At 41.3% G+C, this 24,885-nt stretch carries 27 protein-coding genes; 18 read left to right on the forward strand and 9 right to left on the reverse strand.

Going from position 1 to position 24,885, the window contains the following annotated elements:
- Nucleotides 1-91 precede the first annotated feature (91 nt).
- The 3 genes from NSS76_RS06130 (at nt 92) to hag (NSS76_RS06140) (ending at nt 3,821) form a co-directional block, all read left to right on the forward strand.
- Nucleotides 92-1,642, forward strand: coding sequence for a Kelch repeat-containing protein (locus tag NSS76_RS06130; RefSeq protein ID WP_151862985.1), 1,551 nt, complete (start codon nt 92-94; stop codon nt 1,640-1,642).
- A 231-nt stretch (nt 1,643-1,873) separates the two neighbouring features.
- Complete coding sequence (hag, locus tag NSS76_RS06135; protein WP_025093448.1) at nt 1,874-2,713, forward strand: flagellin Hag; 840 nt, start codon at nt 1,874-1,876, stop codon at nt 2,711-2,713.
- A gap of 286 nt (nt 2,714-2,999) precedes the next feature.
- Nucleotides 3,000-3,821, forward strand: coding sequence for a flagellin Hag (gene hag, locus NSS76_RS06140; protein ID WP_025093449.1), 822 nt, complete (start codon nt 3,000-3,002; stop codon nt 3,819-3,821).
- Nucleotides 3,822-3,852: 31 nt separating this feature from the next.
- On the opposite strand, the gene NSS76_RS06145 is transcribed toward hag (NSS76_RS06140), so the two are convergent.
- Nucleotides 3,853-5,325, reverse strand: coding sequence for an NAD(P)/FAD-dependent oxidoreductase (locus tag NSS76_RS06145; protein ID WP_341081310.1), 1,473 nt, complete (start codon nt 5,323-5,325; stop codon nt 3,853-3,855).
- Between the two features lie 216 nt (nt 5,326-5,541).
- On the opposite strand from NSS76_RS06145, the gene NSS76_RS06150 reads away from it, so the two are divergent.
- Nucleotides 5,542-6,366 (forward strand): methyl-accepting chemotaxis protein, encoded by an 825-nt coding sequence (locus NSS76_RS06150; protein ID WP_224426338.1) that lies wholly within the window; start codon nt 5,542-5,544, stop codon nt 6,364-6,366.
- Between the two features lie 36 nt (nt 6,367-6,402).
- On the opposite strand, the gene NSS76_RS06155 is transcribed toward NSS76_RS06150, so the two are convergent.
- The gene (locus NSS76_RS06155) at nt 6,403-6,774 is read right to left on the reverse strand and encodes a DUF5412 domain-containing protein (protein WP_341081313.1); all 372 of its coding nucleotides are present in this window, start codon (nt 6,772-6,774) and stop codon (nt 6,403-6,405) included.
- Between the two features lie 242 nt (nt 6,775-7,016).
- Here NSS76_RS06155 and NSS76_RS06160 point away from each other — a divergent pair, with 242 nt between their 5' ends.
- Nucleotides 7,017-7,640, forward strand: a complete 624-nt coding sequence (locus NSS76_RS06160; RefSeq protein ID WP_065214258.1) for a poly-gamma-glutamate hydrolase family protein — start codon at nt 7,017-7,019, stop codon at nt 7,638-7,640.
- A 3-nt stretch (nt 7,641-7,643) separates the two neighbouring features.
- Here the strand turns inward: NSS76_RS06160 and NSS76_RS06165 are convergent, their stop codons facing one another.
- Complete coding sequence (locus tag NSS76_RS06165; protein ID WP_024424963.1) at nt 7,644-8,192, reverse strand: ImmA/IrrE family metallo-endopeptidase; 549 nt, start codon at nt 8,190-8,192, stop codon at nt 7,644-7,646.
- A 310-nt stretch (nt 8,193-8,502) separates the two neighbouring features.
- Here NSS76_RS06165 and NSS76_RS06170 point away from each other — a divergent pair, with 310 nt between their 5' ends.
- Entirely contained in the window at nt 8,503-9,402 is a 900-nt protein-coding gene (locus NSS76_RS06170) for an N-acetylmuramoyl-L-alanine amidase (RefSeq protein WP_024424962.1), read from the forward strand.
- Here NSS76_RS06170 and NSS76_RS06175 read toward each other — a convergent pair.
- The 6 genes from NSS76_RS06175 to NSS76_RS06200 all read right to left on the reverse strand — a co-directional run bounded on the left by NSS76_RS06175 (nt 9,391) and on the right by NSS76_RS06200 (nt 12,978).
- Nucleotides 9,391-9,522, reverse strand: coding sequence for a type II toxin-antitoxin system SpoIISB family antitoxin (locus tag NSS76_RS06175; protein ID WP_120207232.1), 132 nt, complete (start codon nt 9,520-9,522; stop codon nt 9,391-9,393). The two genes, NSS76_RS06170 and NSS76_RS06175, sit on opposite strands and share 12 nt — an antisense overlap.
- Nucleotides 9,523-9,620: 98 nt before the next feature.
- Nucleotides 9,621-9,791, reverse strand: a complete 171-nt coding sequence (locus tag NSS76_RS06180; RefSeq protein WP_024424961.1) for a type II toxin-antitoxin system SpoIISB family antitoxin — start codon at nt 9,789-9,791, stop codon at nt 9,621-9,623.
- Nucleotides 9,766-10,536: a type II toxin-antitoxin system SpoIISA family toxin gene (locus NSS76_RS06185; RefSeq protein ID WP_024424960.1), complete on the reverse strand. Its 771-nt coding sequence runs from the start codon at nt 10,534-10,536 to the stop codon at nt 9,766-9,768. The genes NSS76_RS06180 and NSS76_RS06185 overlap by 26 nt, the downstream gene beginning before the upstream one ends.
- Before the next feature lie 145 nt (nt 10,537-10,681).
- Nucleotides 10,682-11,680, reverse strand: a complete 999-nt coding sequence (locus tag NSS76_RS06190) for an inorganic phosphate transporter (RefSeq protein ID WP_017359158.1) — start codon at nt 11,678-11,680, stop codon at nt 10,682-10,684.
- 15 nt (nt 11,681-11,695) lie between these two features.
- A complete protein-coding gene (locus NSS76_RS06195) occupies nt 11,696-12,313 on the reverse strand; it encodes a DUF47 domain-containing protein (RefSeq protein WP_024426775.1) in 618 nt (205 codons plus the stop codon).
- Between the two features lie 206 nt (nt 12,314-12,519).
- The gene (locus NSS76_RS06200; RefSeq protein ID WP_024424958.1) at nt 12,520-12,978 is read right to left on the reverse strand and encodes an ASCH domain-containing protein; all 459 of its coding nucleotides are present in this window, start codon (nt 12,976-12,978) and stop codon (nt 12,520-12,522) included.
- 227 nt (nt 12,979-13,205) lie between these two features.
- Here NSS76_RS06200 and ggt point away from each other — a divergent pair, with 227 nt between their 5' ends.
- From ggt to NSS76_RS06260, 12 genes are all read left to right on the forward strand, one after another.
- Nucleotides 13,206-14,957, forward strand: coding sequence for a gamma-glutamyltransferase (ggt, locus tag NSS76_RS06205; RefSeq protein WP_044334585.1), 1,752 nt, complete (start codon nt 13,206-13,208; stop codon nt 14,955-14,957).
- Between the two features lie 260 nt (nt 14,958-15,217).
- Nucleotides 15,218-16,255 (forward strand): sulfate ABC transporter substrate-binding protein, encoded by a 1,038-nt coding sequence (locus NSS76_RS06210; protein WP_341081318.1) that lies wholly within the window; start codon nt 15,218-15,220, stop codon nt 16,253-16,255.
- A gap of 11 nt (nt 16,256-16,266) precedes the next feature.
- On the forward strand, nt 16,267-17,112 hold the full coding sequence (gene cysT, locus NSS76_RS06215) for a sulfate ABC transporter permease subunit CysT (RefSeq protein ID WP_044334582.1): 846 nt from the start codon (nt 16,267-16,269) through the stop codon (nt 17,110-17,112).
- Nucleotides 17,113-17,117: 5 nt separating this feature from the next.
- Entirely contained in the window at nt 17,118-17,987 is an 870-nt protein-coding gene (gene cysW / locus NSS76_RS06220) for a sulfate ABC transporter permease subunit CysW (RefSeq protein ID WP_341081321.1), read from the forward strand.
- 15 nt (nt 17,988-18,002) lie between these two features.
- Nucleotides 18,003-18,734: a sulfate/molybdate ABC transporter ATP-binding protein gene (locus tag NSS76_RS06225; RefSeq protein ID WP_341081323.1), complete on the forward strand. Its 732-nt coding sequence runs from the start codon at nt 18,003-18,005 to the stop codon at nt 18,732-18,734.
- A 239-nt stretch (nt 18,735-18,973) separates the two neighbouring features.
- Nucleotides 18,974-19,441 (forward strand): PTS sugar transporter subunit IIA, encoded by a 468-nt coding sequence (locus tag NSS76_RS06230; RefSeq protein ID WP_341081325.1) that lies wholly within the window; start codon nt 18,974-18,976, stop codon nt 19,439-19,441.
- A gap of 53 nt (nt 19,442-19,494) precedes the next feature.
- On the forward strand, nt 19,495-20,868 hold the full coding sequence (locus NSS76_RS06235) for a PTS galactitol transporter subunit IIC (protein ID WP_024426780.1): 1,374 nt from the start codon (nt 19,495-19,497) through the stop codon (nt 20,866-20,868).
- A 19-nt stretch (nt 20,869-20,887) separates the two neighbouring features.
- A complete protein-coding gene (locus tag NSS76_RS06240) occupies nt 20,888-21,166 on the forward strand; it encodes a PTS sugar transporter subunit IIB (RefSeq protein WP_003212259.1) in 279 nt (92 codons plus the stop codon).
- 61 nt (nt 21,167-21,227) lie between these two features.
- On the forward strand, nt 21,228-21,674 hold the full coding sequence (locus tag NSS76_RS06245; RefSeq protein ID WP_252057893.1) for a hypothetical protein: 447 nt from the start codon (nt 21,228-21,230) through the stop codon (nt 21,672-21,674).
- Nucleotides 21,671-22,702, forward strand: a complete 1,032-nt coding sequence (locus tag NSS76_RS06250) for an alcohol dehydrogenase catalytic domain-containing protein (RefSeq protein WP_341081332.1) — start codon at nt 21,671-21,673, stop codon at nt 22,700-22,702. The genes NSS76_RS06245 and NSS76_RS06250 overlap by 4 nt, the downstream gene beginning before the upstream one ends.
- Before the next feature lie 180 nt (nt 22,703-22,882).
- A complete protein-coding gene (gene pdhA, locus NSS76_RS06255) occupies nt 22,883-23,866 on the forward strand; it encodes a pyruvate dehydrogenase (acetyl-transferring) E1 component subunit alpha (protein WP_341081335.1) in 984 nt (327 codons plus the stop codon).
- Nucleotides 23,867-23,897: 31 nt separating this feature from the next.
- Nucleotides 23,898-24,878, forward strand: coding sequence for an alpha-ketoacid dehydrogenase subunit beta (locus NSS76_RS06260; RefSeq protein ID WP_034281944.1), 981 nt, complete (start codon nt 23,898-23,900; stop codon nt 24,876-24,878).
- Nucleotides 24,879-24,885: the final 7 nt, after the last annotated feature.

Raw genomic sequence — 24,885 nt, forward strand, 5'->3', positions numbered from 1 at the left:
TATTTGTTCTGGTGTACAATGATAAAAATTAAATTTTATTACAAATATGTCGATAAAAGGAGGGATATTTAAGATATGGAGGAAAGAAAAGATGAAAAAAGGTTTATTTTTAGTGCTTTTGACTATTTTTATGATGGTCACAATTCATCCGCTAAAAGCTCATGCAGCTGAGACAAATGGGTGGAAGAAGCGAGCAGACTTACCGGAAGAGAGACTTCATTCTAGTTCCGCAGTAGTAGATGGGAAGATTTTTGTTTTTGGGGGAAGTAGTGAAAAATCATCTAGTAATAAAAATACTTACATGTATGATCCTCATAAAAATGAGTGGAGCTCAAAAGCAGATATGCCTAGAAAAAGAACAGATAGTACGGCAGTGGCTATAGGTAAGAAAATATACGTCATTGGAGGAGCATACCGAGAGAGCGAAAATACGATTGATATTTATGATGCAGAATCTGATAAATGGTCGGAAAAACCAATCTTAATACCAAGTTCTGCTGTGACAAATGGAGATATTATTGCGACTGAAGAAAACGATAAAATTTATATTCTTGCAACGAATAAAAGTCCTTATCAAGAACATAATTTTTATAGTTATGATACAAAAACGGATAAATGGCAACAATTAAAAATGTTTCCTCAGCAATTTACGGGAATGTCAATGTCAGAAGTTATTAACAATAAAATTTATGTTACAGGTGGGGAAAGAACAGTAAGTAATCACAAAAACGCCCACGTATATGAATATAGCATTGAAACAAATCAATGGGTACAAACAAAATCACAATTGAAGTTTTATCAACTAGGGGCTGCATTTACAACATATCAGGGGAAATTGTTTATGGCTGGCGGTCAGTATGACGATGACAGGTCTAGCATAATCTCACCTTATACACAATATTATGATGTTAAGTCTAATTCTGTGAAAAAAAGTATAAGCAAATTGCCTGAAGCTAGAGTGGGGTCAAGTGCTGTAACACTTGATGATACGATATATATCATAGGTGGAAGAAATTTTCAGGAATATTTTCATTCAAAATCGATTAAAAGTGATTACAAATCAGTGATATCTATTTCATTAAAAGATTTGCAAATTGCTGAAGGTGAAACAAAGCCAGGTGATGGCACAACGGAAGAACCAAAAGATCAGAACGGAACAAAGCCAGGTGATGGCACAACGGAAGAACCAAAAGATCAGGACGGGACAAGGCCTGGTGATGGTTCAACCGAAGAACCAAAAGATCAGGACGGGACAAGGCCTGGTGATGGTTCAACCGAAGAACCGAAAGATCAGGACGGAACGAAGCCTGGTGACGGCACAACCGAAGAACCAAAAGATCAGGACGGGACAAAACCTGGTGATGGTTCAACAGAAGAACCGAAAGATCAAGACGGAACAAAACCTAATGAAGAAGCAACAAAAGGTATACTTTCAATTACCATGATCAACGGGTTGCAAAAGGACTATCTGCTCTCAATGAAAGAAATCAACGATTTTCTTAACTGGTATAAAGAAAGAAGCTTTGGAATTGGGATGAATTTCTATGAAATCAATGATGAACATAATAAAGGACCTTTCACAAGTAAGAAGGATTACGTGGTGTACCAAAATATCTTAATGTTTGATATCAAGCAATACTGATATTCATAAATTGTAAAGCTGCTGATAAGAGATCAGCAGCTTTTATTTTTATAGAATTCTCAAAGTTAGGATTAACATCATGATAAAAATGCGATATTTTTTTAAAAATCTGCTAAACATCCTATAATCACGTCCGATAATAGAATTGTCAGGGTTGATAAGCCCTAGAATAAAGGACTTTTTTCAGACAAGGACGTCTGTCAGGTCCCACATACATGGAGGTAATAGGAAATGAGAATTAACCACAATATCGCAGCACTTAACACATTAAACCGTTTGTCTGCAAACAACGCTTCAAGCCAAAAGAACATGGAGAAACTATCTTCTGGTCTTAAAATCAACCGTGCAGGAGATGACGCTGCAGGTCTTGCGATTTCTGAAAAAATGCGTGGACAAATCCGCGGATTAGAAATGGCATCTAAAAACGCACAAGACGGTATCTCTCTTATCCAAACAGCTGAAGGTGCATTGACTGAAACTCACTCAATCCTTCAACGTGTTCGTGAACTAACTGTTCAAGCGGGTAACACTGGTACGCAAGATGCAACTACAGATCTTAAAGCGATCCAAGATGAGATCGACAACCTTTTAGATGAAGTAGATGGTATCTCTAATCGTACAGCATTCAACGGTAAAAAATTACTTGATGGTACAGCAACAGATGGATTTACTTTCCAAATTGGTGCTAACAAAACTCAACAATTAACTGTTAATATTGGTAACATGAGTACTGCTGCTGCTGGTCTTGATATGTTGAAAGCAGATTATGATGTAACAACTGCTACAGCTGCTAATACAGATGCTTTATTAGACAAAGTAGATGCTGCAATCAATAAAGTATCTACTGAGCGTGGTAAACTTGGTGCAGTCCAAAACCGTCTAGAGCACACAATCAACAACCTTGGTGCTTCTGGTGAAAACTTAACAGCTGCTGAGTCTCGTATCCGTGACGTTGACATGGCGAAAGAAATGAGTGAGTTCACTAAGAACAACATTCTTTCTCAAGCGTCTCAAGCAATGCTTGCACAAGCGAACCAACAGCCACAAAACGTACTTCAATTACTACGTTAATGACAGGCCCCTTTATGGGGCTTTTTTTTATGCTTTATTCTTCGAGTTTTCTCCAGTCTTATGATTCTTAAACCCCTGTTATAAATCATGAAAAATGACCTTTAAATTTGGCATACTCTAGCGAAACGATCATAGTTAATGAGACTTTATCCTTATTTATTCCTTTTTTGTTAAACATATTCCATTAAAGTTCGATAAATGGATTGTAAGGCTTACAAAAAAATTCTAATTTAGAACTTTTGGATAAGGACGTCCAATTGGTTCAAACACACGGAGGTCATTTAACATGAGAATTAACCACAATATCGCAGCACTTAACACATTGAACCGTTTGTCTGCCAACAATGGTGCAGGGCAAAAGAACATGGAAAAGCTTTCTTCTGGACTTCGTATCAACCGTGCAGGAGATGACGCAGCAGGTCTTGCCATCTCTGAGAAAATGCGTGGACAAATCCGCGGATTAGAAATGGCGTCTAAAAACGCACAAGATGGTATTTCTCTTATTCAAACAGCTGAGGGTGCATTAACTGAAACACATGCGATTCTTCAACGTATGCGTGAATTGACAGTTCAAGCGGGTAACGTTGGTACTCAACAAACAGAAGATTTAACAGCTATTCAAGAAGAACTCACTGCTTTGGTGGATGAAATTGATGGTATTTCTCAGCGTACAGCATTTAACGGAAAGAATCTGTTGGATGGTAGCGTTGAGGAAGGATTCCAATTTCAAATTGGTGCAAACATTGAGCAAAATATCAACGTACAGATTGGCAAAATGGATGCAGAAACTTTAACTGTAAAAGATATTGTAGTTAATGAAGAAGGCTTTAACTTTGACACCGAAGTAGCAAAAATCGACGCAGCAATCGGCGCTGTATCTAAACAGCGTTCAGCTCTTGGTGCAGTCCAAAACCGTTTAGAGCACACAATCAATAACCTTGGTGCTTCTGCTGAAAACTTAACAGCTGCTGAGTCTCGTATTCGTGACGTTGACATGGCGAAAGAAATGAGTGAGTTCACAAAGAACAACATTCTTTCTCAAGCATCTCAAGCAATGTTAGCTCAAGCAAACCAACAGCCGCAAAACGTACTTCAATTATTACGTTAATGAAAAAGCCCCTTAAAGGGGCTTTTTTGATTCAATTTAATGACAGAAAGTGCTCTAGACGGAAGTCAGGAACCGCTTCATGGAAAAAAGCTCGGTTGCCTTCATCGTTCTTTTGCTCCCATTGCTTCCACCATTCGGCGGTTTCTCCTGAGGTGTCAGCTTGAATCATGTCGTTCAGCTGTTCTAAGTTGATGATTTCTCTCGGTTCTGTTAAGAAAGAATGCATCCGGTGATACGCTTCAAGTCGTTCAGGCTGTTTTGTGACAATGGCGTATTGTACGTAGCGATTTAAAAATTCCTGTACGAACGTCAAGTGGGGGATGGTTGTTTCTCCTTTTAACTCGACACCGTCCCACGCCATATCAGCAATTGCACAAAGCCACCAGCCAAGTTCACTCGCTTGCTGCATTTGTTGTAATGTGTCCTTTTCAAAAGACAGCCGCTCATTTTTTTGTGCTTGTTTGAGCATACGGTCAAGTGTTTGTGCTTCGAGGGCTGCCTTTGTCATGCCCTGTCCATGAATGGGATCTAACGTACACAAGGCATCGCCCATCACCAATAATCCACTTGGCCAATCCTGCATGTGTTCATAGTGATGTCTCACGCAAGAAGGAACTCTAAATCCTTTTGGTTTTGTAAAGGGCGTTAAATGGGGGATGGCTTCTGCTATCGCGGGGTGGGTCAGTGCAGCGGTTTCTGAATCAAATTGATCAGCATCCGTTGTTGGATAATGTGAACCGCCAGCTGCAGAAAGAAGCACAGCTACTAAATCATGATCAACCCGTTCAAACAGCCCTGTTGGAATTTGCTTGTTTGGCTGGCCAACTACAACCATTGATTGTAGGGGTGGCGCACCTGATGGTATTTGATAATATCTTGTGCTGTATCCTAGAAACACATGTAACTCATCAGTCTGTGGCAAGGTTAATCCAGCGTCTTTCAACCATTTTGGCAACTTAGACATTCTTCCAGACGTATCGATCACTAAGTCTGCTTTCATTTCGTGAATGCTGCCAGGTTTTACTTGCCGGTCCTTCACGATGAGCCCCATGACTTGATTAGTTCCCTCTTTAAACTGAAGGGAGATGGCTTCATGTTTATCTAAAAACTGCACACGTTCCTCTGTTACCATTCTTTGCATCAATACCCACTCTAGCATTGCGCGTCTTGTGACGGCAGTTTCTTCTCTATCAGTGAGCGTTAACTCGCCATCTTTTGTGATAAATCGAGAGGTTTGATGCATGGTATTAAATCCGTCCATTGCCAGTAACTCTTTTGTATAACCAGGAAATAGACATTCAACGATTTGCTTGCCAAGTGGCAGCATTCTATGTGGATGAAAGGCTTGAGGAGTGCCGAGACGATTCTCAGGAGAGTCTGGCAGTTCATCCTTTTCAATAATTAAGACTTGATCATAAAACGTTGATAAAACTTTTGCAGCGAGCATCCCGGTGATACCTCCGCCAATGACGATTGCCCGCTCATATTTCATGGGTTGTGTCACAACATGCGCCTCCAATGAATACACAAAATGGTTACATGACCATTTCATCATATGTTGATTCATTAATTATAGCAAATATACGTTTGAATATAGAAAGGAAATTACTTCTTTTTACTCGTAAATATGAAGAATTTCTTCTAATCATCATGATTATTTTAAAAAGTAACTATTAATTTAAGAAGAACGACCGATAAACTATATAAGGGGGTAGAGAAATTGGATATACTACAGAGTATTGTGACAGCAGCACCTTATATGATGCAGATTTTAAAAAATGAAGTGACGATGGGTGTCATTGATCGAGAGAAATTCTTGCTGTATTTGCCATCGAAAGATGTGGATTTTCAAATTCGTGCTGGAGAACTCATTAAACCAGATGATTTAAATATGAAAAAAGCGCTCAGAGGTGAAACATCAAGTACGTTTGTACCTGAATCGGTTTACGGAATACCGTTAAATGCAATGGGTCTGCCAATTTTTGATGAAAATCAACAAGTGATCGGCGCACTCGCTTTAGGTTTTCCACTTAAAAATCAATTAGAGCTTGAAGCATATATGGAGTCATTAAATGACATCATTCAAAGTATTCAAGAAAAGGTCCATGTGGTGGCGGCACATTCAGAAGAGCTTTCTGCGACAAGTGAGGAAATGACCTTACAAACGCAGCAAACACTTGAAAGCTCGAAAAAAACATCTGATATTACAAAAATGATTAAGGGCATTTCGAAACAAACGAGTTTGCTGGGATTGAATGCGTCAATCGAAGCAGCCAGGGCAGGAAAAGAGGGGGCTGGATTTAGTGTTGTAGCCAGTGAGGTTCAAAAGCTTTCAAGTGAAACTTCACGTGCAACAGAAAACATTGAAAGCTCACTGCAAGGAATTTCCTCTAATATACATACATTACTTGAGAGTATGGACCATATGAAAGGTTCATCATCAGAGCAGGCTTTACTTGTGACAGAGTTTAGTGAAATTGTGGAACGACTGACGAGCGTAAGTAAAGAAATGAAAGAATTCATGCAGCATGTGATGTCAACGTAAAAAACGAATCCAAGAGGGATTCGTTTTTTTGATACGCTATTTTCTTTTGTTCCGGTCAAAGCGATAATCGTATGTTTCTCCCTTTACCACATTTAAAAATTCATGCCCAATTTGAACAAGCTGTCCATTTTTCCATTTGATGAGAGGGTCTTTGTCAGGGTATTTCCAGTAAATCGTTTTCTTTCGGTGGGTGAGTTTGTTTTCAATCTCTGCTCTAACTGCGTTCTCCTTTAGTTTCCCTCCGCTATGTCGATAGGTGTTGATGATATATGCTCCGTCAGGTGATGTCATCGAGCGGATAAAGGTTCCGTGAGATACGCCTTGAAGAGAAAAGCATTTCCAGTAAATGATACCAGCGAAGCTAAGGATTAAGATGACAAAGGTGATGGTGGTTTTCTTTTTTAACATGAATTCCTCCAGATGTAGATCACAATATTTCTAATTTATGAGAGAGAATGCAAAAAGATTCATATAGTCCAAAAGTTCTATTCATTTCAATTATCGGTCATTTTTTCTCAAAATTCAACAGATAGCCGAAAAGATAAGGAAAATTTAAGGATGTATTAAGTCGATAGGTCATGCGAAATCCCTTTACAAAAGAATTTAAGATCAGTAGACTTATGCTCATATAGAGAAATGGGGAAGATGGAATGACGCAAATCATTGATACATATCAAAGTTATGAAGAGCTTTCCGCTCATGAAAGAGAGGGAATCGACTATCAAATTCTTCACGAGCGGAAAGGAGATCAGCTTTTGGTTTTGTCCCCTCATGCTGGGGGAATTGAATCTGGCGTGAGTGAGCTCATTCATGAAATTGCAAGTGATGATTCTATGTATTTATTTGAAGGCCTTAAAGTGAAAGGCAATCATGTGCTTCATATTACAAGCACACGTTTCAATGAGCCGGTCTGCCTTTCTCTAGTGCATGCCCATCATTACACGTTTGCGCTCCATGGCTACGGGGAAACGGAGGTGCTTCAAACATTAGTGGGCGGGACAGACAGAGAAAAAGCGGCAGAAACAGTGAAACGTTTAACGCTTAATGGATTTCCCGCAGTGCTGCTATCTGAATCTGATCGCTATTCTGGAACACACCCTCACAATATTAATAATCAATGTCTAACCGGAAAAAGTGTACAACTTGAAATCAGTCAGGCTCAAAGAAGAGCATTCTTTCAAGACTTCAGACGGCGCTATCGCCGTGAAACGCAAAATGAGCAATTTTATCGGTACACAAATGTACTCAAGCAAGTATTAAATCTTTATGAATAAACCTCACGTTTGATAAACAGCTTCTTTTTCCGCGACCTTCTCGGCTTTCATTAAATAAGATGTAAACTCTTGTTGGAAGCGAATGCCTGCTTTCCGCTGTTCGAACAAGGCGAGCCGCTTTTCAGCGAAAGCCCAGGTGACGTGAAATGTTTGCGCAATGTGCAAAATGGCTTGCTGCCGAAGGTTTGGAAGCTTCATTTGCATCAGCATAAAGGTCGGCACACAAAAGTGATACATGAATTGTTTAGCCTGAAACTCTTGCAGTTCTCGAAAGAGTTTGTGCATCTTGAAATGGTTGCCTGCATGCTTCAGCACATGACAAAGCTCGTGGGCAAAATCCTGCCATTGTTCCTCTGACGATAGAGATCTGTTTAATATAATACTGTAAAGACCTTGATGTTTGATCATCATGCTGCCAGTATCCTCATAGTGGACCCATACATGAAATTCAGAAGCGATCCTTTGCATGTCTCTATAAGCAGGACCGCTTATTTGTAATTTGGCATATAACCGCTTAATCTCTTCTTCTAAATGGGTTAAAAAACCAGTCATTTAAAAACCTCCAAGCAAACGTATGTTCTGTTTTTGGCGTAAAAGAAAAGTCCGTATAGGACTAAATAGCTAATGAAGCTATTACTTACTTTTAATATCGGCTTATTTTTAACAATTTTAACATAAAATCAAGGAAAAATGGAATTAATTCCTGTTTTTTTCTTCATTTTTGCGTTTTCCATTACTAAAAAGAGTGGATTGAATTCAAATTTTACCATAGTCTTATCACTAAAACAAACACAAGTTGTCTTACGAACGCCACCAATTGATGAGAAAGATCAATTCAATTTAGCAAAAGGGAGTGCAGAACATGGTAGAAATTTATCAAGATTTTATTCCAGTTGGAAACGGGAACCGCCCAGGATACGCCATGACACCGATGTATGTGACGGTGCATAACACAGCAAACACGTCAAAGGGAGCGGATGCAAAAAGTCATGCGGCATATGTGAAACGCCCAACGACAGCGGAAAGCTGGCACTTTACAGTGGATGATCATGAAATCTTTCAGCATCTGCCGTTAAATGAAAATGGCTGGCATGCAGGGGACGGAAATGGAAATGGGAACAGAAAGTCGATCGGGATTGAAATTTGTGAAAATGAAGATGGGAATTTCCAGCAAGCGGTCAAACATGCGCAATGGCTCATTCAAAAGCTGCTGAAAGAGCATAATATTCCACTAGCGAATGTGGTCACACATCAGCACTGGTCTGGAAAAGCATGTCCGCGTCTGCTTCTCGCTACATGGGATGAATTTAAAAAAGGAATTGAAACGGCAGGAGACCCTGAAACGGTCATCACGTATGTCGTCAAAAGCGGGGATACGTTAACGAGTATTGCCAAAGCTCACGACGTCACAGTTCAAGATCTTCAGAAGTGGAATAACATTAGCGACCCGAACAAGATTCAAATTGGACAGGTTCTCAAAATTTATCGAAATGATGGAAAAATGATGTATGAGCTGCCAGATGGGATTTTAAAGGTGACTTCGCCTCTAACGAAGGGAGAGCACGTACGCCTCGTCCAAAAAGCGCTTGCTGCTGTTTATTTTTATCCTGATAAATCGGCTGCAGATAAAGGCATCGATGGTGTTTACGGAGAAAAAACGGCGAATGCCGTAGCGCGCTTTCAACTGGTGAACGGTCTGACAAGTGATGGGGTATACGGTCCTAAAACGAAGGAGAAGCTGCTTAAACTGTTAAATCAGTGAGTGTTTCTGTTTGTATGATTGGATGGCTGTTTCACTCTTTTCAATTAAACGCTTCGTATATGGGGACGGCTGATATTCGGCAAACTGAACATATCTCAGTTGTTTGATTTTCTTTTTCATTTTGGCACCTCAATCGTTGCAGCGTATAGTGTATTGTATGCAAGTCTATGTGAAAATGGAAGCAGGACGCGGATTTCGTTCCGCGTCCTTTAGTGTAATCAAGCCTTTTTATTTTTATACTCATCCAGAAGCTGTTCATTCTTTTTAAAAATTCGCTCAGTATGGGGGCTTACCTTATAATCGGCCATACTGATATGGCGTTTTTTCTTTAAAATCTTAAAAGGGTTTTTCTTAGGATTGTTGTTATCCCCTTGAAGTGCGTGGTCCATCTTCATCACCTTCCTCTTCGTCAGGCAAGATTAGGTCATAAATTGTTGTAAGTGATGTCATTAATAAATAGTCGAACTCCGTTACAATCTCATCGGAGGTAAGCTTAATGACAAAGTGAGCATCTGCTACAGAAAATGGGATGAGCACCAAATGACCGAAATCATCGTAATATACTTCCTGCCTGTCAAGCTTCGCCTGAATAAGAGCCCGCTGGTCAAGTGTCCGAAGCAGGTCGTCTTTTTGTTCCTGCATATCGTATGGACAAAGCACCGCTTGAATATTCATCTTGTCGGCAAAAGAATAAATCAGCCGCTCAATTCCCTCTATATATGCCTCTACACTTCCATAATATACATGGATCGGTTCATTTTTCAATAGGTATTGGTACGTTTTTAGTTTATTGAGGTAAGAATGAAGCAGATCGTTATTTTGTTCAAGGAGTTGATGGGTGTCGGTTTCCAGCTCATGATTTCCGAGTTTCTTAATATAGGAGCTAAGAAAGATGAAAGCATCAGTTAATGCGAAAAATACGGCAATGATCAAGTAGTGCATCCAATCGGTGAAGATAGAAGAAGGGTCATTTGTCCAGTACACAACAGCTCCCGCTACATAAATCCAATACCACGTTTTACGAATGGCAAACATCTTTTCTTTTACTTTTTGTTCAAAGCGCCAAACCGCAAATACATACACTGCAAGAGCACCTAGCAATAACCATACAGTCAATTGAAAAAATAATAGCATGTTCTTCTCTCCCATAGACAGATGAATACTTGTTTATTTCTATGGATATGATTGGAAACCCTGCTTCATGAAAAAATGTCCTGCAGAAAAAGGGTTTTAAGTGTGTGGGCAAATAAAAAAAGACCTGTTAGACAGGTCTTTGATATTAGAGAATCGCATTTAACACAAAGTATATAAGAGCTCCTAGAGTTCCTGAAATCGGTAATGTAATCACCCAAGTGACAAGCATACGTTTTGCCGTACCCCAGTTAACCCCTTTGACTCTGTGTGCAGAACCTACACCTAGAATAGAAGATGAGATCACGTGAGTCGTACTAACAGGTAAGTGAATAAACGTCGCACCGAAGATAATAGCTGCACCCGTTAAGTCGGCAGATACTCCGTTTACTGGACGAATTTTCATAATTTTACCGCCGACTGTTTTGATAATCTTCCAGCCGCCGATAGAAGTACCGAGTCCCATTGCAAGCGCACAAGAGAATTGTACCCAGAAAGGAATGTCGTCTGTTGTATGCAAATTACCTGCAATTAAAGCCATCGTAATAATTCCCATCGCTTTTTGCGCATCGTTTGTCCCATGGGTATACGATTGCAGTGCAGCCGTTAAAATTTGAACACGTCGGAATTGTTTATTTGTTTTTGCGAGATTGTTGTTTCTAAATATAATTTTGATAATGGTATACACGATATATCCCAATACGAAAGCTAGGATAGGTGAAAGCAAAAGTGCTTGAATGATTTTAATGAATCCCGAATAGTTTAAAGCGCCAAAACCGGCAGAGGCAATAACCGCTCCTGCAATTGATCCGATTAATGCATGTGAAGAACTACTCGGAATCCCGTAATACCAAGTAAGCAAGTTCCATGTGATGGCCGCAATTAAAGCAGCCAAGATCACAACAGAGCCGTTTTGAAGTGTAAATGGATCTGCGATATCTTTTGTAATGGATTTTGCCACACCTGTAAATGTCATTGCTCCTAAGAAGTTCATGAACGCTGCCATGATGATTGCATGTCTAGGCTTTAATGCCTTCGTTGAAACTGAAGTCGCAATGGCATTTGCTGTATCGTGGAACCCGTTAATGAAATCAAAAGCAAGTGCACAAATGACAATAAGTATGGTAAGGATGAGTAATGTGTCCATGTTTAACTAACCCCGTTACGCATTCTTCATAATGATTGTTTCTAGATTGTTGGCAACACTTTGACAGGAATCAGCGATTTCTTCAAGTGTTTCGTAAATTTCTTTGTATTGAATCACTTTAATTGGATCTGTTTCTTTTCCAAACAAGTTCTTTAATGATTTACGATGAAGATTGTCACAATTATGTTCAATCTCTTTGATCTTGATTGCGTGCGGATGAATATCTTTCAAGCGATTTTCAGCTAGTAGATCAATTGTGATTAAAATTTCTTTCGCACACTCTCTGATGTAGTGGCTGAATTTGTCGATATGTTCGTCAGAGCTTGTGATTGAGTAAATTTCTAATGTTGCGGAAAAATGCTCAATTCCATCTAAAACATCATCGAGGCTATTCGTTAATTGAAGAATGTCTTCACGTTCAATCGGTGTAATAAAGGCTTTGTTCAGCTCTTTAATCATGGTATGAACATGATTATCACCTTTTGTCTCATATTCCTTCAATGTGTCAGAAAATTCTTTCAGAGTGGTTTGATTTGTTACTTTATAGCTAACAAAATACTCAGCAGTTTCATCTAAATTTTTAGCAATTTCCGTTAACAAGACGGAAAACTTGTCTTTTTTCCTTTTTAACATGTAAAAACCCTCCATTGTATAAATGAGACAATGCACACATCAAATAATTATATATTCTTTTGTCGAAAAAAAACAGGTGTAGTCGAAAATTTCTTCACTTTTTCTATTTGATCTTATTCTGACCTAAAGATGTGATCTCAACACACCTTTTTCGAAAAGGGGAAAAGCAACGAAAAAAGCGGGCCATATTTGGCGCCGCTTAAAGGCTAAGAAGCTGAATGAATCAGCTTAAACCGTTCACAAACAAGAAGCATATCCTCTTTGAATTCTAAACCGTATGATTGGAGTGCTTCTGTGAAAAATTCTTTATGTTCTCTGTACCAATAGTCATAAGATAAGTCGCCTTCACCCTCTGCTTGTGCAAATGATACGGGGACTTCATTCATTGGCATGACATCAACATGTGTAATTTCAATGATGGCTTTTGGTTCTTCTTGGCTGTCCAAAATGACCGCATATTGTCCGGGTTGTGGAAGTGGCTCCTGTTCCTTTTCATAAAAAAGGTGTCCAGAACAAGTGGCTGTTTTTTTTCCTTGCTTGACAAGATCAAGCAAATGATCAGGATCTGAGCCGAAAGCCCACGCCGAAACAAACGCGTCAGCAGGTGCTTTTTCTGATTTCTCTTTCCAATAGTCTTCCCAAAATAATCTGCATTTGTTGTTCAATGTTTTTCCCCCTCTTTGTTGTGTTTATTATACCTTGAAGCTGAATCGTTGGAAATGGTGTGTCTTTATTCCTAATGAGTGAGTGCGTCATATGTTTTGAAAAACAATGTTTTATTTGGGAAATGTAGGATGATAGAATGAAAATTTTTGAAATTTTAGAATAATCTATTGTATTCTGGTCAAGAAGTCGGTAAGGTCAAAGTAAGAATATGGAAGGGGTGTTGTTCATGAAACGCATTTCTCTAACTGTTTTGTCCATATGTCTGTTTGTTTTCTCGTTTTTTCTGCCTGTCAGCCAAGTCAATGCGAACGAATCTCATGGGAGTAAAGTAGCTGTTGGTAAAGATGGCATGGTGGCTACTGCTCACCCGCTGGCATCAGAAGTAGGTGCTGATGTATTGAAGAAAGGTGGAAACGCAGTGGATGCTGCTGTTGCCATCCAGTATGCACTGAATGTGACAGAGCCAATGATGTCTGGAATTGGCGGCGGTGGTTTTATGATGGTTTATGATGGAAAGACAAAAGAAACATCCATCATCAATAGTAGAGAACGAGCACCACAGGGCGCAACACCTGACATGTTTTTAACGGATGAGGGAAAAGTCATCCCATTTGCTGAGCGGTCCACACACGGTAATGCGGTTGGTGTTCCAGGGACAGTAAAAGGTCTCGAAGCAGCATTAGATAAGTGGGGAACCCGTTCGATGAAGGAATTGATTGAGCCTTCCATTCAGCTTGCAGAGGATGGATTTGAAATCGATTCTGTTCTGGCAAAAGCCATTGAAGATCATCAAGAAAAGCTGAAAAAAACGGCCGCAGCGCCAATCTTTCTTCCAGATGATCAGCCGCTCAAAGAAGGCGATCTGCTTGTACAGCCAGGTCTTGCGAAAACATTTAAGCTCATTGCAAAAAAAGGAAGCAAAGCATTTTATGAAGGAAAAGTAGCAAAAGCACTTGCAAAGACAGTCCAAGATTTTGGCGGGACGATGACAACTGATGACCTCGGTCGTTATGAGGTCAAGACTGACAAGCCTATCTGGGGGGACTATAAAGGATACCAGCTTGCCAGTATGCCTCCACCAAGCTCAGGCGGTGTGTTTATGCTGCAAATACTCAAAATACTAGATCACTTCAATCTATCACAATATGACCCCAAATCATTCGAAAAATATCAGCTGCTAGCTGAAACAATGCATCTCTCCTATGCTGACCGTGCTGCATATGCAGGCGACCCCGAATTCGTAGATGTTCCACTAAAAGGACTACTAGACGATGATTACATTTCAAAAAGAGCTTCTCTCATTCAATTAGATCAAATGAACAAAAACCCGAAAGAAGGAGATCCATGGGCGTATGAGGAGGAAAAAAATCCATCCCCAATTGTCCCGCAGCCAGAAGATAAAACCATTGGCGAGACCACTCATTTTACTGTTGCCGATCAGTGGGGAAATGTCGTGTCATTCACAACAACCATTGAACAGTTATTTGGTACAGGGATCCTTGTTCCGGAATATGGCTTTTTCTTAAACAATGAACTAACAGATTTTGACGCAAGACCAGGCGGAGCAAATGAAGTCCAGCCGAATAAGCGTCCATTATCCAGTATGACTCCAACCATCATATTCAAAGATAACGAGCCGGTCATGACTGTGGGCTCACCTGGTGGAACGACTATTATTGCTTCTGTTTCACAAACCATCCTAAACTTGCTTGAATACGACATGGAGCTGCAAGATGCGGTGGAAGAGCCGCGGATTTATACAAACAGTACAACTTCTTACCGTTACGAAGTAGGTGTTCCCCTTGATGTGAGAACGAAGCTAAATGATATGGGTCATCGTTTTGGCAGTTCACCTATTGATATAGGAAATGTGCAAGCTTTACTCATTGATCGAAAAGCAGGGACATTTACTGGAGTAGCTGACTCCTCGAGAAATGGAACCGCTGTTGGTGTCAATTTAAAGCTTTCTGCCGATTAAAACCATTTCCCGGGAAAAGAAGCGCTTCTTCAAGATGGCGTTTCTTTTTTTGTTTAAATGAAAAAACAGAGTTGACACCTGTGAATAGTTTGAATAATATATAGACTAACATCAATCATACATAGCTGATCGGACAACCGAAGGCTCTTGGCAATTTGAAGTACAGGACTGTGATGTATTTCAGGTGGCTAAGGGTCTTTTTTGCGTATGAAACGGCAAGGTTGGTGTCACTATTTTTGATAACGGGGGAGCGGGATAACATGAAAAAGTGGAAATGGATCTGGGTCGTGACCATTATATTCGTCTTGGCTGTGACGAGTATTGCATGCTCAAACGCAAACGAAGCTTCAAAGCAAAAGGGAAAGGTTGAGCTGTTAAATGTTTCGTATGATCCTACACGTGAATTGTATCAGGAATACAATCAAGCCTTTCAGACGTATTGGAAAAACAAAACAGGTGAGGATGTCACGATCAAGCAGTCTCACGGTGGATCAGGAAAGCAGGGAAGATCGATTATTGATGGACTTGAGGCAGATGTGGCAACACTGGCTTTAGGGTATGACATTGATGCGATTGCAGATCGCGGACTGCTTTCAAAAGATTGGCAAAAAGAATTTCCAAATCAGTCAACACCGTATACATCGACCATTGTGTTTCTTGTGAAGAAAGGGAATCCCAAAAATATTAAAGATTGGGACGACTTGATTCGGCCAGGTGTGTCCATCATTACGCCAAATCCGAAAACGTCCGGCGGTGCGAGATGGAATTACTTAGCTGCATGGGCCTACGCCGATAAAACATTTCATGGGAATGAAGAAAAAACAAAGGATTTTGTCAAAAAGCTATATGAACATGTCGAAGTCCTTGATTCAGGTGCACGCGGAGCCACAACGACCTTTGTTGAACGCGGACTTGGGGATGTGTTAATTGCATGGGAGAATGAAGCCTATTTAACGCAGCACGAACTAGGCAAAGACAAATTTGAAATTGTCACCCCATCGATTAGTATTCTAGCGGAGCCGCCTGTTGCGGTCGTAGATCAAAATGTGAAACGTAAAGGAACAGAGAAAGTGGCGAAGGCTTATTTAGATTATTTATATTCTAAAAAAGGGCAGGAAATTGCGGCGAAAAACTATTATCGTCCTAGAAATCCAGAAGTCTTAAACAAATATAAAGACCAGTTTAAAAAGATTGATATGGTGACGATTGATCAAGCGTTTGGCGGGTGGAGAAAAGCGCAGAAAAGATTTTTTGATGATGGCGGATTATTTGATCAAATATACAGCGGACAAAAATAGGGGGCGATGTGATGAAGAAAGCACATGCAGCCGCCAATAAAAGAAAACGTATATTGCCTGGATTTGGGCTGAGCCTTGGGGTGACGCTCGTTTATGTGAGTGCGATTGTCGTCATTCCTTTATCCATGGTATTTATTTGGACGGCTTCATTAGGAGCAGAGGGGATTTGGAAGGTTTTTACCGATGCAAGAGTATTGAAGTCGCTTCAGCTGACCGTGACGACTTCCTTTGCAGCTGCTCTCATCAATGCAGGGTTTGGTGTATTGATTGCCTGGGTTCTCGTCAGGTACACATTCCCTGGAAAGAAAATTTTAGATGCTCTCATTGATTTGCCTTTTGCTCTCCCAACAGCTGTTGCAGGTATTGCCCTGACCACCCTTTATTCTCCTAATGGATGGATTGGTCAATTTCTGCATATCAAGGTGGCATACACGCCGATTGGGATTATTTTGGCACTGATTTTTATTGGCATTCCATTTGTTATCAGAACCGTTCAGCCTGTCATAGAAGGGCTGCAGCAGGAAGTAGAAGAGGCTGCGGCGATTCTTGGAGCGACAAGGAGACAGACCTTTTTTCACATACTGCTGCCTGCCTTGTTTCCTGCGGTGATGACTGGATTTTCACTTGCGTTTGCAAGAGCACTAGGTGAATATGGCTCTGTTGTGTTTATTGCTGGAAATATTCCGTTTAAAACAGAAATTACACCGCTGATGATCATGTCCAAGCTTGAACAATATGATTATCATGGTGCAGCAGCGATTGCATGCTTGATGCTGCTTCTTTCGTTTTTCATCCTGTTATTGATTCACGGCATTCAGTGGTATGTTGAGCGGAAAAAACAAGTATACGTGAGGTGAAACTATTGGAGAGAGAGCTTAGTCATCGGAGCCATGTTCAGTATAAAAGTCCTGTAACCGAATCTAAAGGGGTGAAAATCCTCTTGATTACGGTCGTGTATGCTTTTTTGATTTTATTTTTACTCATACCGCTGATCGCCGTTTTTTCAAAGGCATTTGAGAAAGGGTGGAGTTCATACCTTCTGGCCATCTCACATCCAGATACACTCGCGGCGATCAAATTGACTGTTTTCATTGTCGTCGTCACCTTGCCGCTTCAAATGATCTTTGGGGTGAGTGCTGCATGGCTTATCACAAAATTTAATTTCCGCGGAAAACGTTTGTTAACGACTGTGATTGATCTCCCGTTTGCCGTTTCGCCTGTGATTGCTGGACTTGTATTTGTGCTTTTATTTGGTTCAAACGGGCTTTTAGGACCTTGGCTTATGGCGAATGGATGGAAAGTCATTTATTCTGTACCAGGCATGATCCTAGCCACCATATTCGTTACATTTCCGTTTATTGCTAGAGAATTAATCCCGTTTATGCAGCATGAAGGCATTCATGAGGAGGAAGCATCGCTCACACTTGGTGCAAACGGATGGAAGACTTTTTTCTTTGTGACACTGCCGAATATCAAATGGGCTCTTTTTTACGGTGTCATTTTAGCCGGTGCAAGAGCGATTGGTGAATTTGGTGCCGTGTCGGTTGTATCAGGTCATATTCGAGGCATGACCAATACGATGCCGCTTCATATCGAAATTTTATACAATGAGTACCAATTTCAAGCCGCTTTTGCTGTGGCGTCTCTCATGGCGTTTGTGGCTGTCATTACTTTAATCATTAAGCAAATCATTCAGCAGAGGGATCACCGGCTTGGCAAGCGGTCAACATAAATGGAGGGATCGGCCTTGGGGATTACAGCAAAACAAATATCAAAACATTTTGGTCAGACAAAGGTTTTGCAAAACGTGGATTTATCGATAAGAAATGGTGAATTGATCTCTTTACTAGGACCGTCTGGCTCGGGGAAGACGACGTTATTAAGAATCATTGCAGGTCTTGATTACGCCAATAACGGACAGATTTTATTTGGAGATCAGGATTACACACACATTCCAGTACGAAAACGGCAGATCGGTTTTGTATTTCAGCAATATGCGCTTTTTCGAAATATGACGGTTTTTGATAATGTGGCATATGGGCTGAAAATGAAACCTAGAGGAGAAAGACTGCCTAAAAAAGACATCAAAGAGCGGGTACATGAGCTTTTAGAGGTTGTTCAGCTTACGCAGTTTGAGCAGCGGTATCCAGATCAGTTGTCAGGCGGGCAAAAGCAGCGTGTAGCACTGGCACGCGCACTTGCCGTTCAGCCGAAGGCACTCCTCTTAGATGAACCTTTTGGTGCACTTGATACAAAGGTGAGGAAAGAATTAAGGCATTGGCTGAAAAAAGTTCATCGTGACTTTCAAATGACCACCATTTTTGTGACACACGATCAAGAAGAAGCATTCGATATTGCTGATCGTGTTGTGGTGATGAATGAAGGAAGAATCGAAAAAATTGGCACAAAGGAAGAAATGGCAGTGCAGACAGACAATCTATTTGTATCAGAATTTTTAGATATAGGAAGCCACATTTAACAAGCAGTATAGAAGATTAGAAGGAAGAGACGCGGTGATGACTGCGTCTTTTTTTATTTAAATTTCCCTAGGGAGATTGACTTATAATTTTGAATATTATAATATCTTTACAAAGGTAACAGTATTGAACATTTTTTAGAACTCATGATTGTAAGCGCTTTATAAAAGGTTCTATTCTAAAAATGTTCTTTCTTTTGTTACATGTGTTCATATTTATACCAAATGAAAGGGGTGGTTGTTTGAACAGCTTGTTTGAGTTAGATGAACAACTGATTAAGCTGCAGTTCGAAGCATCTTCGAGAGAGGAGGTGACCACATATTTAGCAGGGCGGTTAGAAGCTGGAGGGTACATTAAATCGAGCTTTTTACCAGCAGTGCTTGAAAGAGAAAAAACATATCCTACAGGCCTTCCACTTGCAGCCTTTGGGGTAGCGATTCCGCATACAGATCCTGAGCATGTGAACAAACCAGCGATTAGTGTAGCTACTTTAAGGGAACCTGTCATTTTTCATAAGATGGGAAGCCCTGATGAAACAGTGCAAGCCAAAATTGTGTTTGTCCTAGCAATCTCTGAGCCTAGCAAACAGCTTGTGATGCTGGAGAAGCTGATGACACTTTTTAGAAAAGAAGAAGTGATGACAAAGCTCTCAAACATGACATCTTACGAAGAAGCAGTTGACGTGCTTCAGCAAGAACTAAACCAATAGCCATTCACGAAAATATGTAAGCGCTTTATCTGAAAAATTCAGGAGGTGGATGTATGATCAAGCAAGCCGTCGATTTTATATTAGACCTTGGACCAACTATTATGCTCCCGATTATTATGACGCTTTTCGGTATGATTTTAAGGCAGGGCTTTAAGAAATCCTTCAGGGCCGGTATTACGATCGGAATTGGATTTGTCGGTGTCAATCTTGTCATTAATTTGCTCGTGAGCGGACTTGGGCCAGCAGCAAAAGCCATGGTTAATTCCCTTGGGCTAAAGCTCGATATTTTGGATGTTGGATGGCCGATTGGAGCTGCCATATCCTTTGGTACACCCGTTGCCCCGCTCATGATTCCTCTTGTGCTTTTATTAAATGTCATCTTATTGTCCGTAAACTTTACGAAAACGCTGAATGTGGATATTTGGAACTTCTGGCATTTGATTTTCGCAGCCTCTGTTACTTACTACGCTTATCATAATATGTTCTTGGCTCTTGCTGTCGGCTTGATCGTCTCTGCGATCACGCTAAAATTAGCCGATTGGACGGCGCCGACAATCGAACACCATTTCGGATTAAAAGGCGTATCGATGGCTCATGCTGAAACGGTCAACTTTGCCCCGCTCATGTATGCGTCCAACCGCATCATTGATAAAATCCCTGGTTTAAACAAAATTCATGCTGATCCAGAAACATTGAAGAAACGCTTTGGCATTTTTGGTGAACCGCTTGTGATGGGTCTCATACTTGGTATCATTATTGGTCTTCTCGGCGGCTATGATGCAAAAGGTGTGATGACGCTCGGTATTCAAATGGCAGCAGTTCTTGTCTTAATGCCAAGAATGGTTGCGCTATTAATGGAAGGGCTCATTCCAATCTCTGAGGGCGCTCGTTCTTATATTCAAAAGCGTTTCCCAGGAAAAAATGTCTATATTGGTTTAGATACAGCGATTGTTATTGGTCATCCAGCGAATATGGCGGTAGCCCTTTTAATGGTGCCGATTACGATTTTGCTCGCTGTTGTTCTCCCTTACAATGGCATGCTCCCGTTTGCTGACTTATCGGTTCTGCCATTTACAGTTGTCTGGGCAGTTGCAGCTGCTCGTGGAAATATTATTCGCGGTCTTATTAACAGTATTTTTACATTAATGATTGTCTTCTTTATCGCAACGAACCTTGCACCGCTTGCGACAACCATGGGGAAAGCAGTCGGCTTTGATTTCCCAGAAGGGGCAAACATGATTTCAGGTATTGACCTTGGCTCTCACGTCATTCCTTGGATCATGGTGAGACTTCTTGATCCGAGCAACCCTTACTTTATTGCAGCGATCATCTGTGCTCTGGCTTATGCGCTTCTATGGTACTGGGTGCGAAATGATATTAAAAAGCAGTATGCGAAAGAAATGGGCTTAGATCAAAAAGAACAATAAATGAGCTGGAGGGATTCTAATGGCGAAGAAAATATTAGTATCATGTGGAACGGCAGTTGCAACATCAACGGTTGTGGCTAAAAAGGTGGAAGAGACGTTAAAGGAAAAAGGATATGATGTCGTGGTGGAACAGTGTAAGGCATCTGAAGTCCCGCAAAAAGCAGAGGGCGCCGATTTAATTGTGACAACAACGCCTGTAAGTGATACAAAAGGGACACCTGTGATTCAAACCTTATCCTTTTTAACTGGATTTGGCATTGAAGACGATATCGAGAAAATCATCGATCATATCAAGTAGAGGGCTATTTTCTGGAGGAGCTTTCGCGGCTCCTTCTAGTGATTTGAAAGGAGGAAGTCTCATGCAGCATCATGCTTATAGCCGAACGTCCGCAGTGTTGTCTATTTTTCTTCCGGCTGTGCTCATCTCTCTATTTTTTCTCTGGTCTCTTTATACGTTATGGTCAGCAGGACCTGAGCCGTTAGCTGTATTAGGCGTTTATACGCTGCCTATTCTCATACTTTCTAGTATCACGGGACTGAACCAGCCGACAAACGTCATCATTAGTGAAGATCAACTGAAGATAGGCGCTTTTGGCAGATGGCACACATATGCAGTTTCTGATATTAAAGGAAAGCTATTTTTAAAGCCTTATCCTCATATCGGGAAAGTCTATGTCAGGGTGGGGCCATCTCGTATATTCGGAGGGCGCTACTGGATATCCAGTGAGATGAGTGAGTACAAGCAGCTTGTTCAAACGTTACAGGATTTTGCGAAGGGTGATGAAAAGGAGGATGCTGCTACATGAAATCAGCTGTCTTTTATTCTTCAGAGGATATTCGGTATGAGGAGCGGAACCGGCCAGCAATCGGTGATGATGAAGTTCTGTTAAAGCTGCGAGCCTGCGGTTTATGCGGAACGGATATTTACAAAGCAACGCATGAGACAGTACCTCCTGGAACGGTGTTAGGACACGAAATCGCTGGTGATATTGTCGAGACCGGCAAGCGCGTGACAAATGTCCAGACGGGAGACAGGGTCTATGTGGCGCATCATGTGCCTTGTTTCACCTGTGACTTTTGTCAAAAGGGATTTTATACGATGTGTCCGCAGTTTACAGCCACAAATGTAGAGCCGGGCGGGTTTTCAGAATATATCCGTGTACCTGCTTTACATGTCAAGCACACGATGGGCAAGCTCCCAAAAGATGTATCGTATGAGCAAGGGGCGATGGTAGAACCGGTTGCCTGCTGTCTGCATGGGTTTGAACGAGCTCCTGTTCACCCAGGAGATTCCGTATTGATCCTTGGAGCGGGGCAAATTGGCTGTATTCAATTGCAGCTCGCCAAATATTATTTGGCTGGGAAAGTGATGATAACAGATGTGAATGAGAACAGGCTGCTGCAAGCGAGGAGTTTAGGTGCAGACGCCTCCTTCCATCCAGCTGCTGAGCCGGTTGAAAACCGGGTGATGAAGGAAACAGATGGAAAGGGAGCAGACCTCGTCATTATTTCTGTTGGGAGCAGTGCGCTTTTAAAAGAGGCGTTTCAGGCTGTAGCGCGAGGCGGGACGATTTTGGTGTTTGCTCATTTTCCAAAGGGCGATGTGGCCATTCCTGCTGAACGATTTTTCAATGATGAAGTGAAGGTAGTAGGAGCCTATTCCTCTCATCCATATCACTATCGTGAAGCCCTTGAGCTTCTGAAAGCAAAAGTAGTCAACACTGAAAAGATGGTGACGCATCGTTATCCGTTAAGCCAGCTGCTTCAGGCGATAGAATGTGCGAGGCATCCTGAGGGTGAGAGCGTTAAAATCATGATGTATCCAGATGAATGAGTGTATGAGATTGAAAGAGAAAGAGAAGTTCTTTGGAAAAGGGCTTTGCCTTTCTCTTTTTTTCTGACAAAAGATGAAAACGCTTAAAAATGAGAGAGAAATGCTTGACTTCGATGACACTTAAACGTATGATAATTACAAATGTAACACATAAGAACAAATGTAAAGGGGAGAGAAGAAATGCAAAAACAAATCACTTTGCCTGAACAGATTAGTCATGAGAAATTAGCAGATTTATATAAACAAATGTGGTTGGTGAGATATTTTGATGAAAAGGTCGATCAATTCTTTGCAAAAGGACTTATCCATGGCACTACTCATTTATGTGTTGGACAGGAAGCGTCAGCTGTTGGATCGATTGCCGTATTAGCAGATAAAGATAAGATCGTCAGCACACACCGAGGACATGGTCACTGTATTGCAAAAGGGGCCGAGGTCAATAAAATGATGGCTGAATTGTTTGGACGTGAAACCGGCTATTGTAAAGGAAAAGGCGGCTCCATGCATATTGCGGACTTAGAAAAAGGAAATCTTGGGGCAAATGGAATCGTTGGCGGAGGTATCCCGCTGGCAACAGGTGCAGCGCTCACATCTAAAATGAAGCAGGAAGGCTTTGTTGTTCTTTGTTTCTTCGGAGATGGCGCCACAAATGAAGGCAGCTTCCATGAAGCATTAAACCTTGCGTCTATTTGGGATTTACCAGTTGTGTTTATTTGTGAAAACAACCAGTACGGCATGTCTGGCCCTGTGAAAGAAATGATCAACATTAAAGACATTTCAACAAGAGCAGAAAGCTACGGAATGCCAGGGAAAACGGTTGATGGAAATGACATGGTCGAAATTATGAACACAGTAGATGAAGCAGTCAGTCGTGCGAGAGCGGGAGAAGGCCCATCACTCATTGAAATGAAAACGTACCGCTGGAAGGGTCACTCTAAGAGTGATGCGAAAAAATACCGTACACGTGAAGAAGAGACAGAGTGGAGACAAAAAGACGGAATCAAACGCTTTAAGTCTCTCTTGATTGAACTGAATGTTTTGACAGAAGAGCAGGCAGCAAGCTTACAGGAAGAAGCGAAGCAGGAAATTGAAGCGTCTGTAGAATTCGCCAAAAACAGTAAAGAACCGTCAATTGACACACTATTAGAGGATGTATACGCCTAATTAGGAGGGGAATCACGTGACAAAAACAACAGTGAGAGAGATTTCATATTTAGAAGCCGTTCGAGAGGCTATGAGTCAGGAAATGAGAGAAAACCAAGATGTCTTCATTTTAGGTGAAGATATCGGCGTATATGGAGGTGCTTTTGGGGTCACGCGCGGCATGATTGAAGAATTCGGTCCAGAGCGTGTTCGCAATACACCTATCTCAGAGGCTGCCATCGCAGGTGGGGCAGTCGGAGCGGCTTTAACTGGTATGCGTCCTATTTTAGAACTTCAATTCTCTGACTTTATCACAATCGCAATGGATCAGCTTGTGAACCAAGCAGCCAAAACACGGTACATGTTTGGCGGAAAAGGAAAGGTTCCGCTTGTCGTGAGAACACCAGCAGGATCAGGAACGGGGGCAGCGGCGCAGCACTCCCAAAGCTTAGAAGCGTGGATGGCGCATATTCCAGGACTTAAAGTGGTTCAGCCTTCAACAGCCTATGATGCAAAAGGACTTTTAAAAGCGGCGATGGATGATGACAACCCTGTCATTTTCTACGAGCACAAGCTTTTATATAAAACAATCGGTGAAGTGCCTGAAGAGCAATATTCCATTCCTCTAGGGAAAGCAGATGTGAAAAGAAGCGGGAAAGACGTCACGATTGTAGCAACAGCGATTATGGTACACAAAGCGTTAGAAGCGGCGAAGGAACTAGAAGCCGAGGGAATCGATGTTGAAATCATTGACCCAAGAACACTCGTCCCATTAGATGAAGAAACGATTATCGAATCTGTGAAGAAAACAGGTAAATGTATCGTCGTTCATGAAGCGGTAAAACGAGGCGGCTATGGCGGAGAGATTGCAAGTATGATAGCGGAAAGTGAAGCCTTTGACTACTTAGATGCTCCAATTAAACGACTTGGCGGTCTTGCGGTCCCAATACCATACAACCCGACGCTGGAAAAAGCGGTCATTCCACAAGTGCCAGATATTATTGAAGCAGCAAAAGAGCTTGTGCGCTCTTAAGTAAAGG

The sequence above is a fragment of the Bacillus sp. FSL R5-0654 genome (genome assembly GCF_038008745.1).
GTDB lineage: Bacteria > Bacillota > Bacilli > Bacillales > Bacillaceae > Bacillus > Bacillus safensis.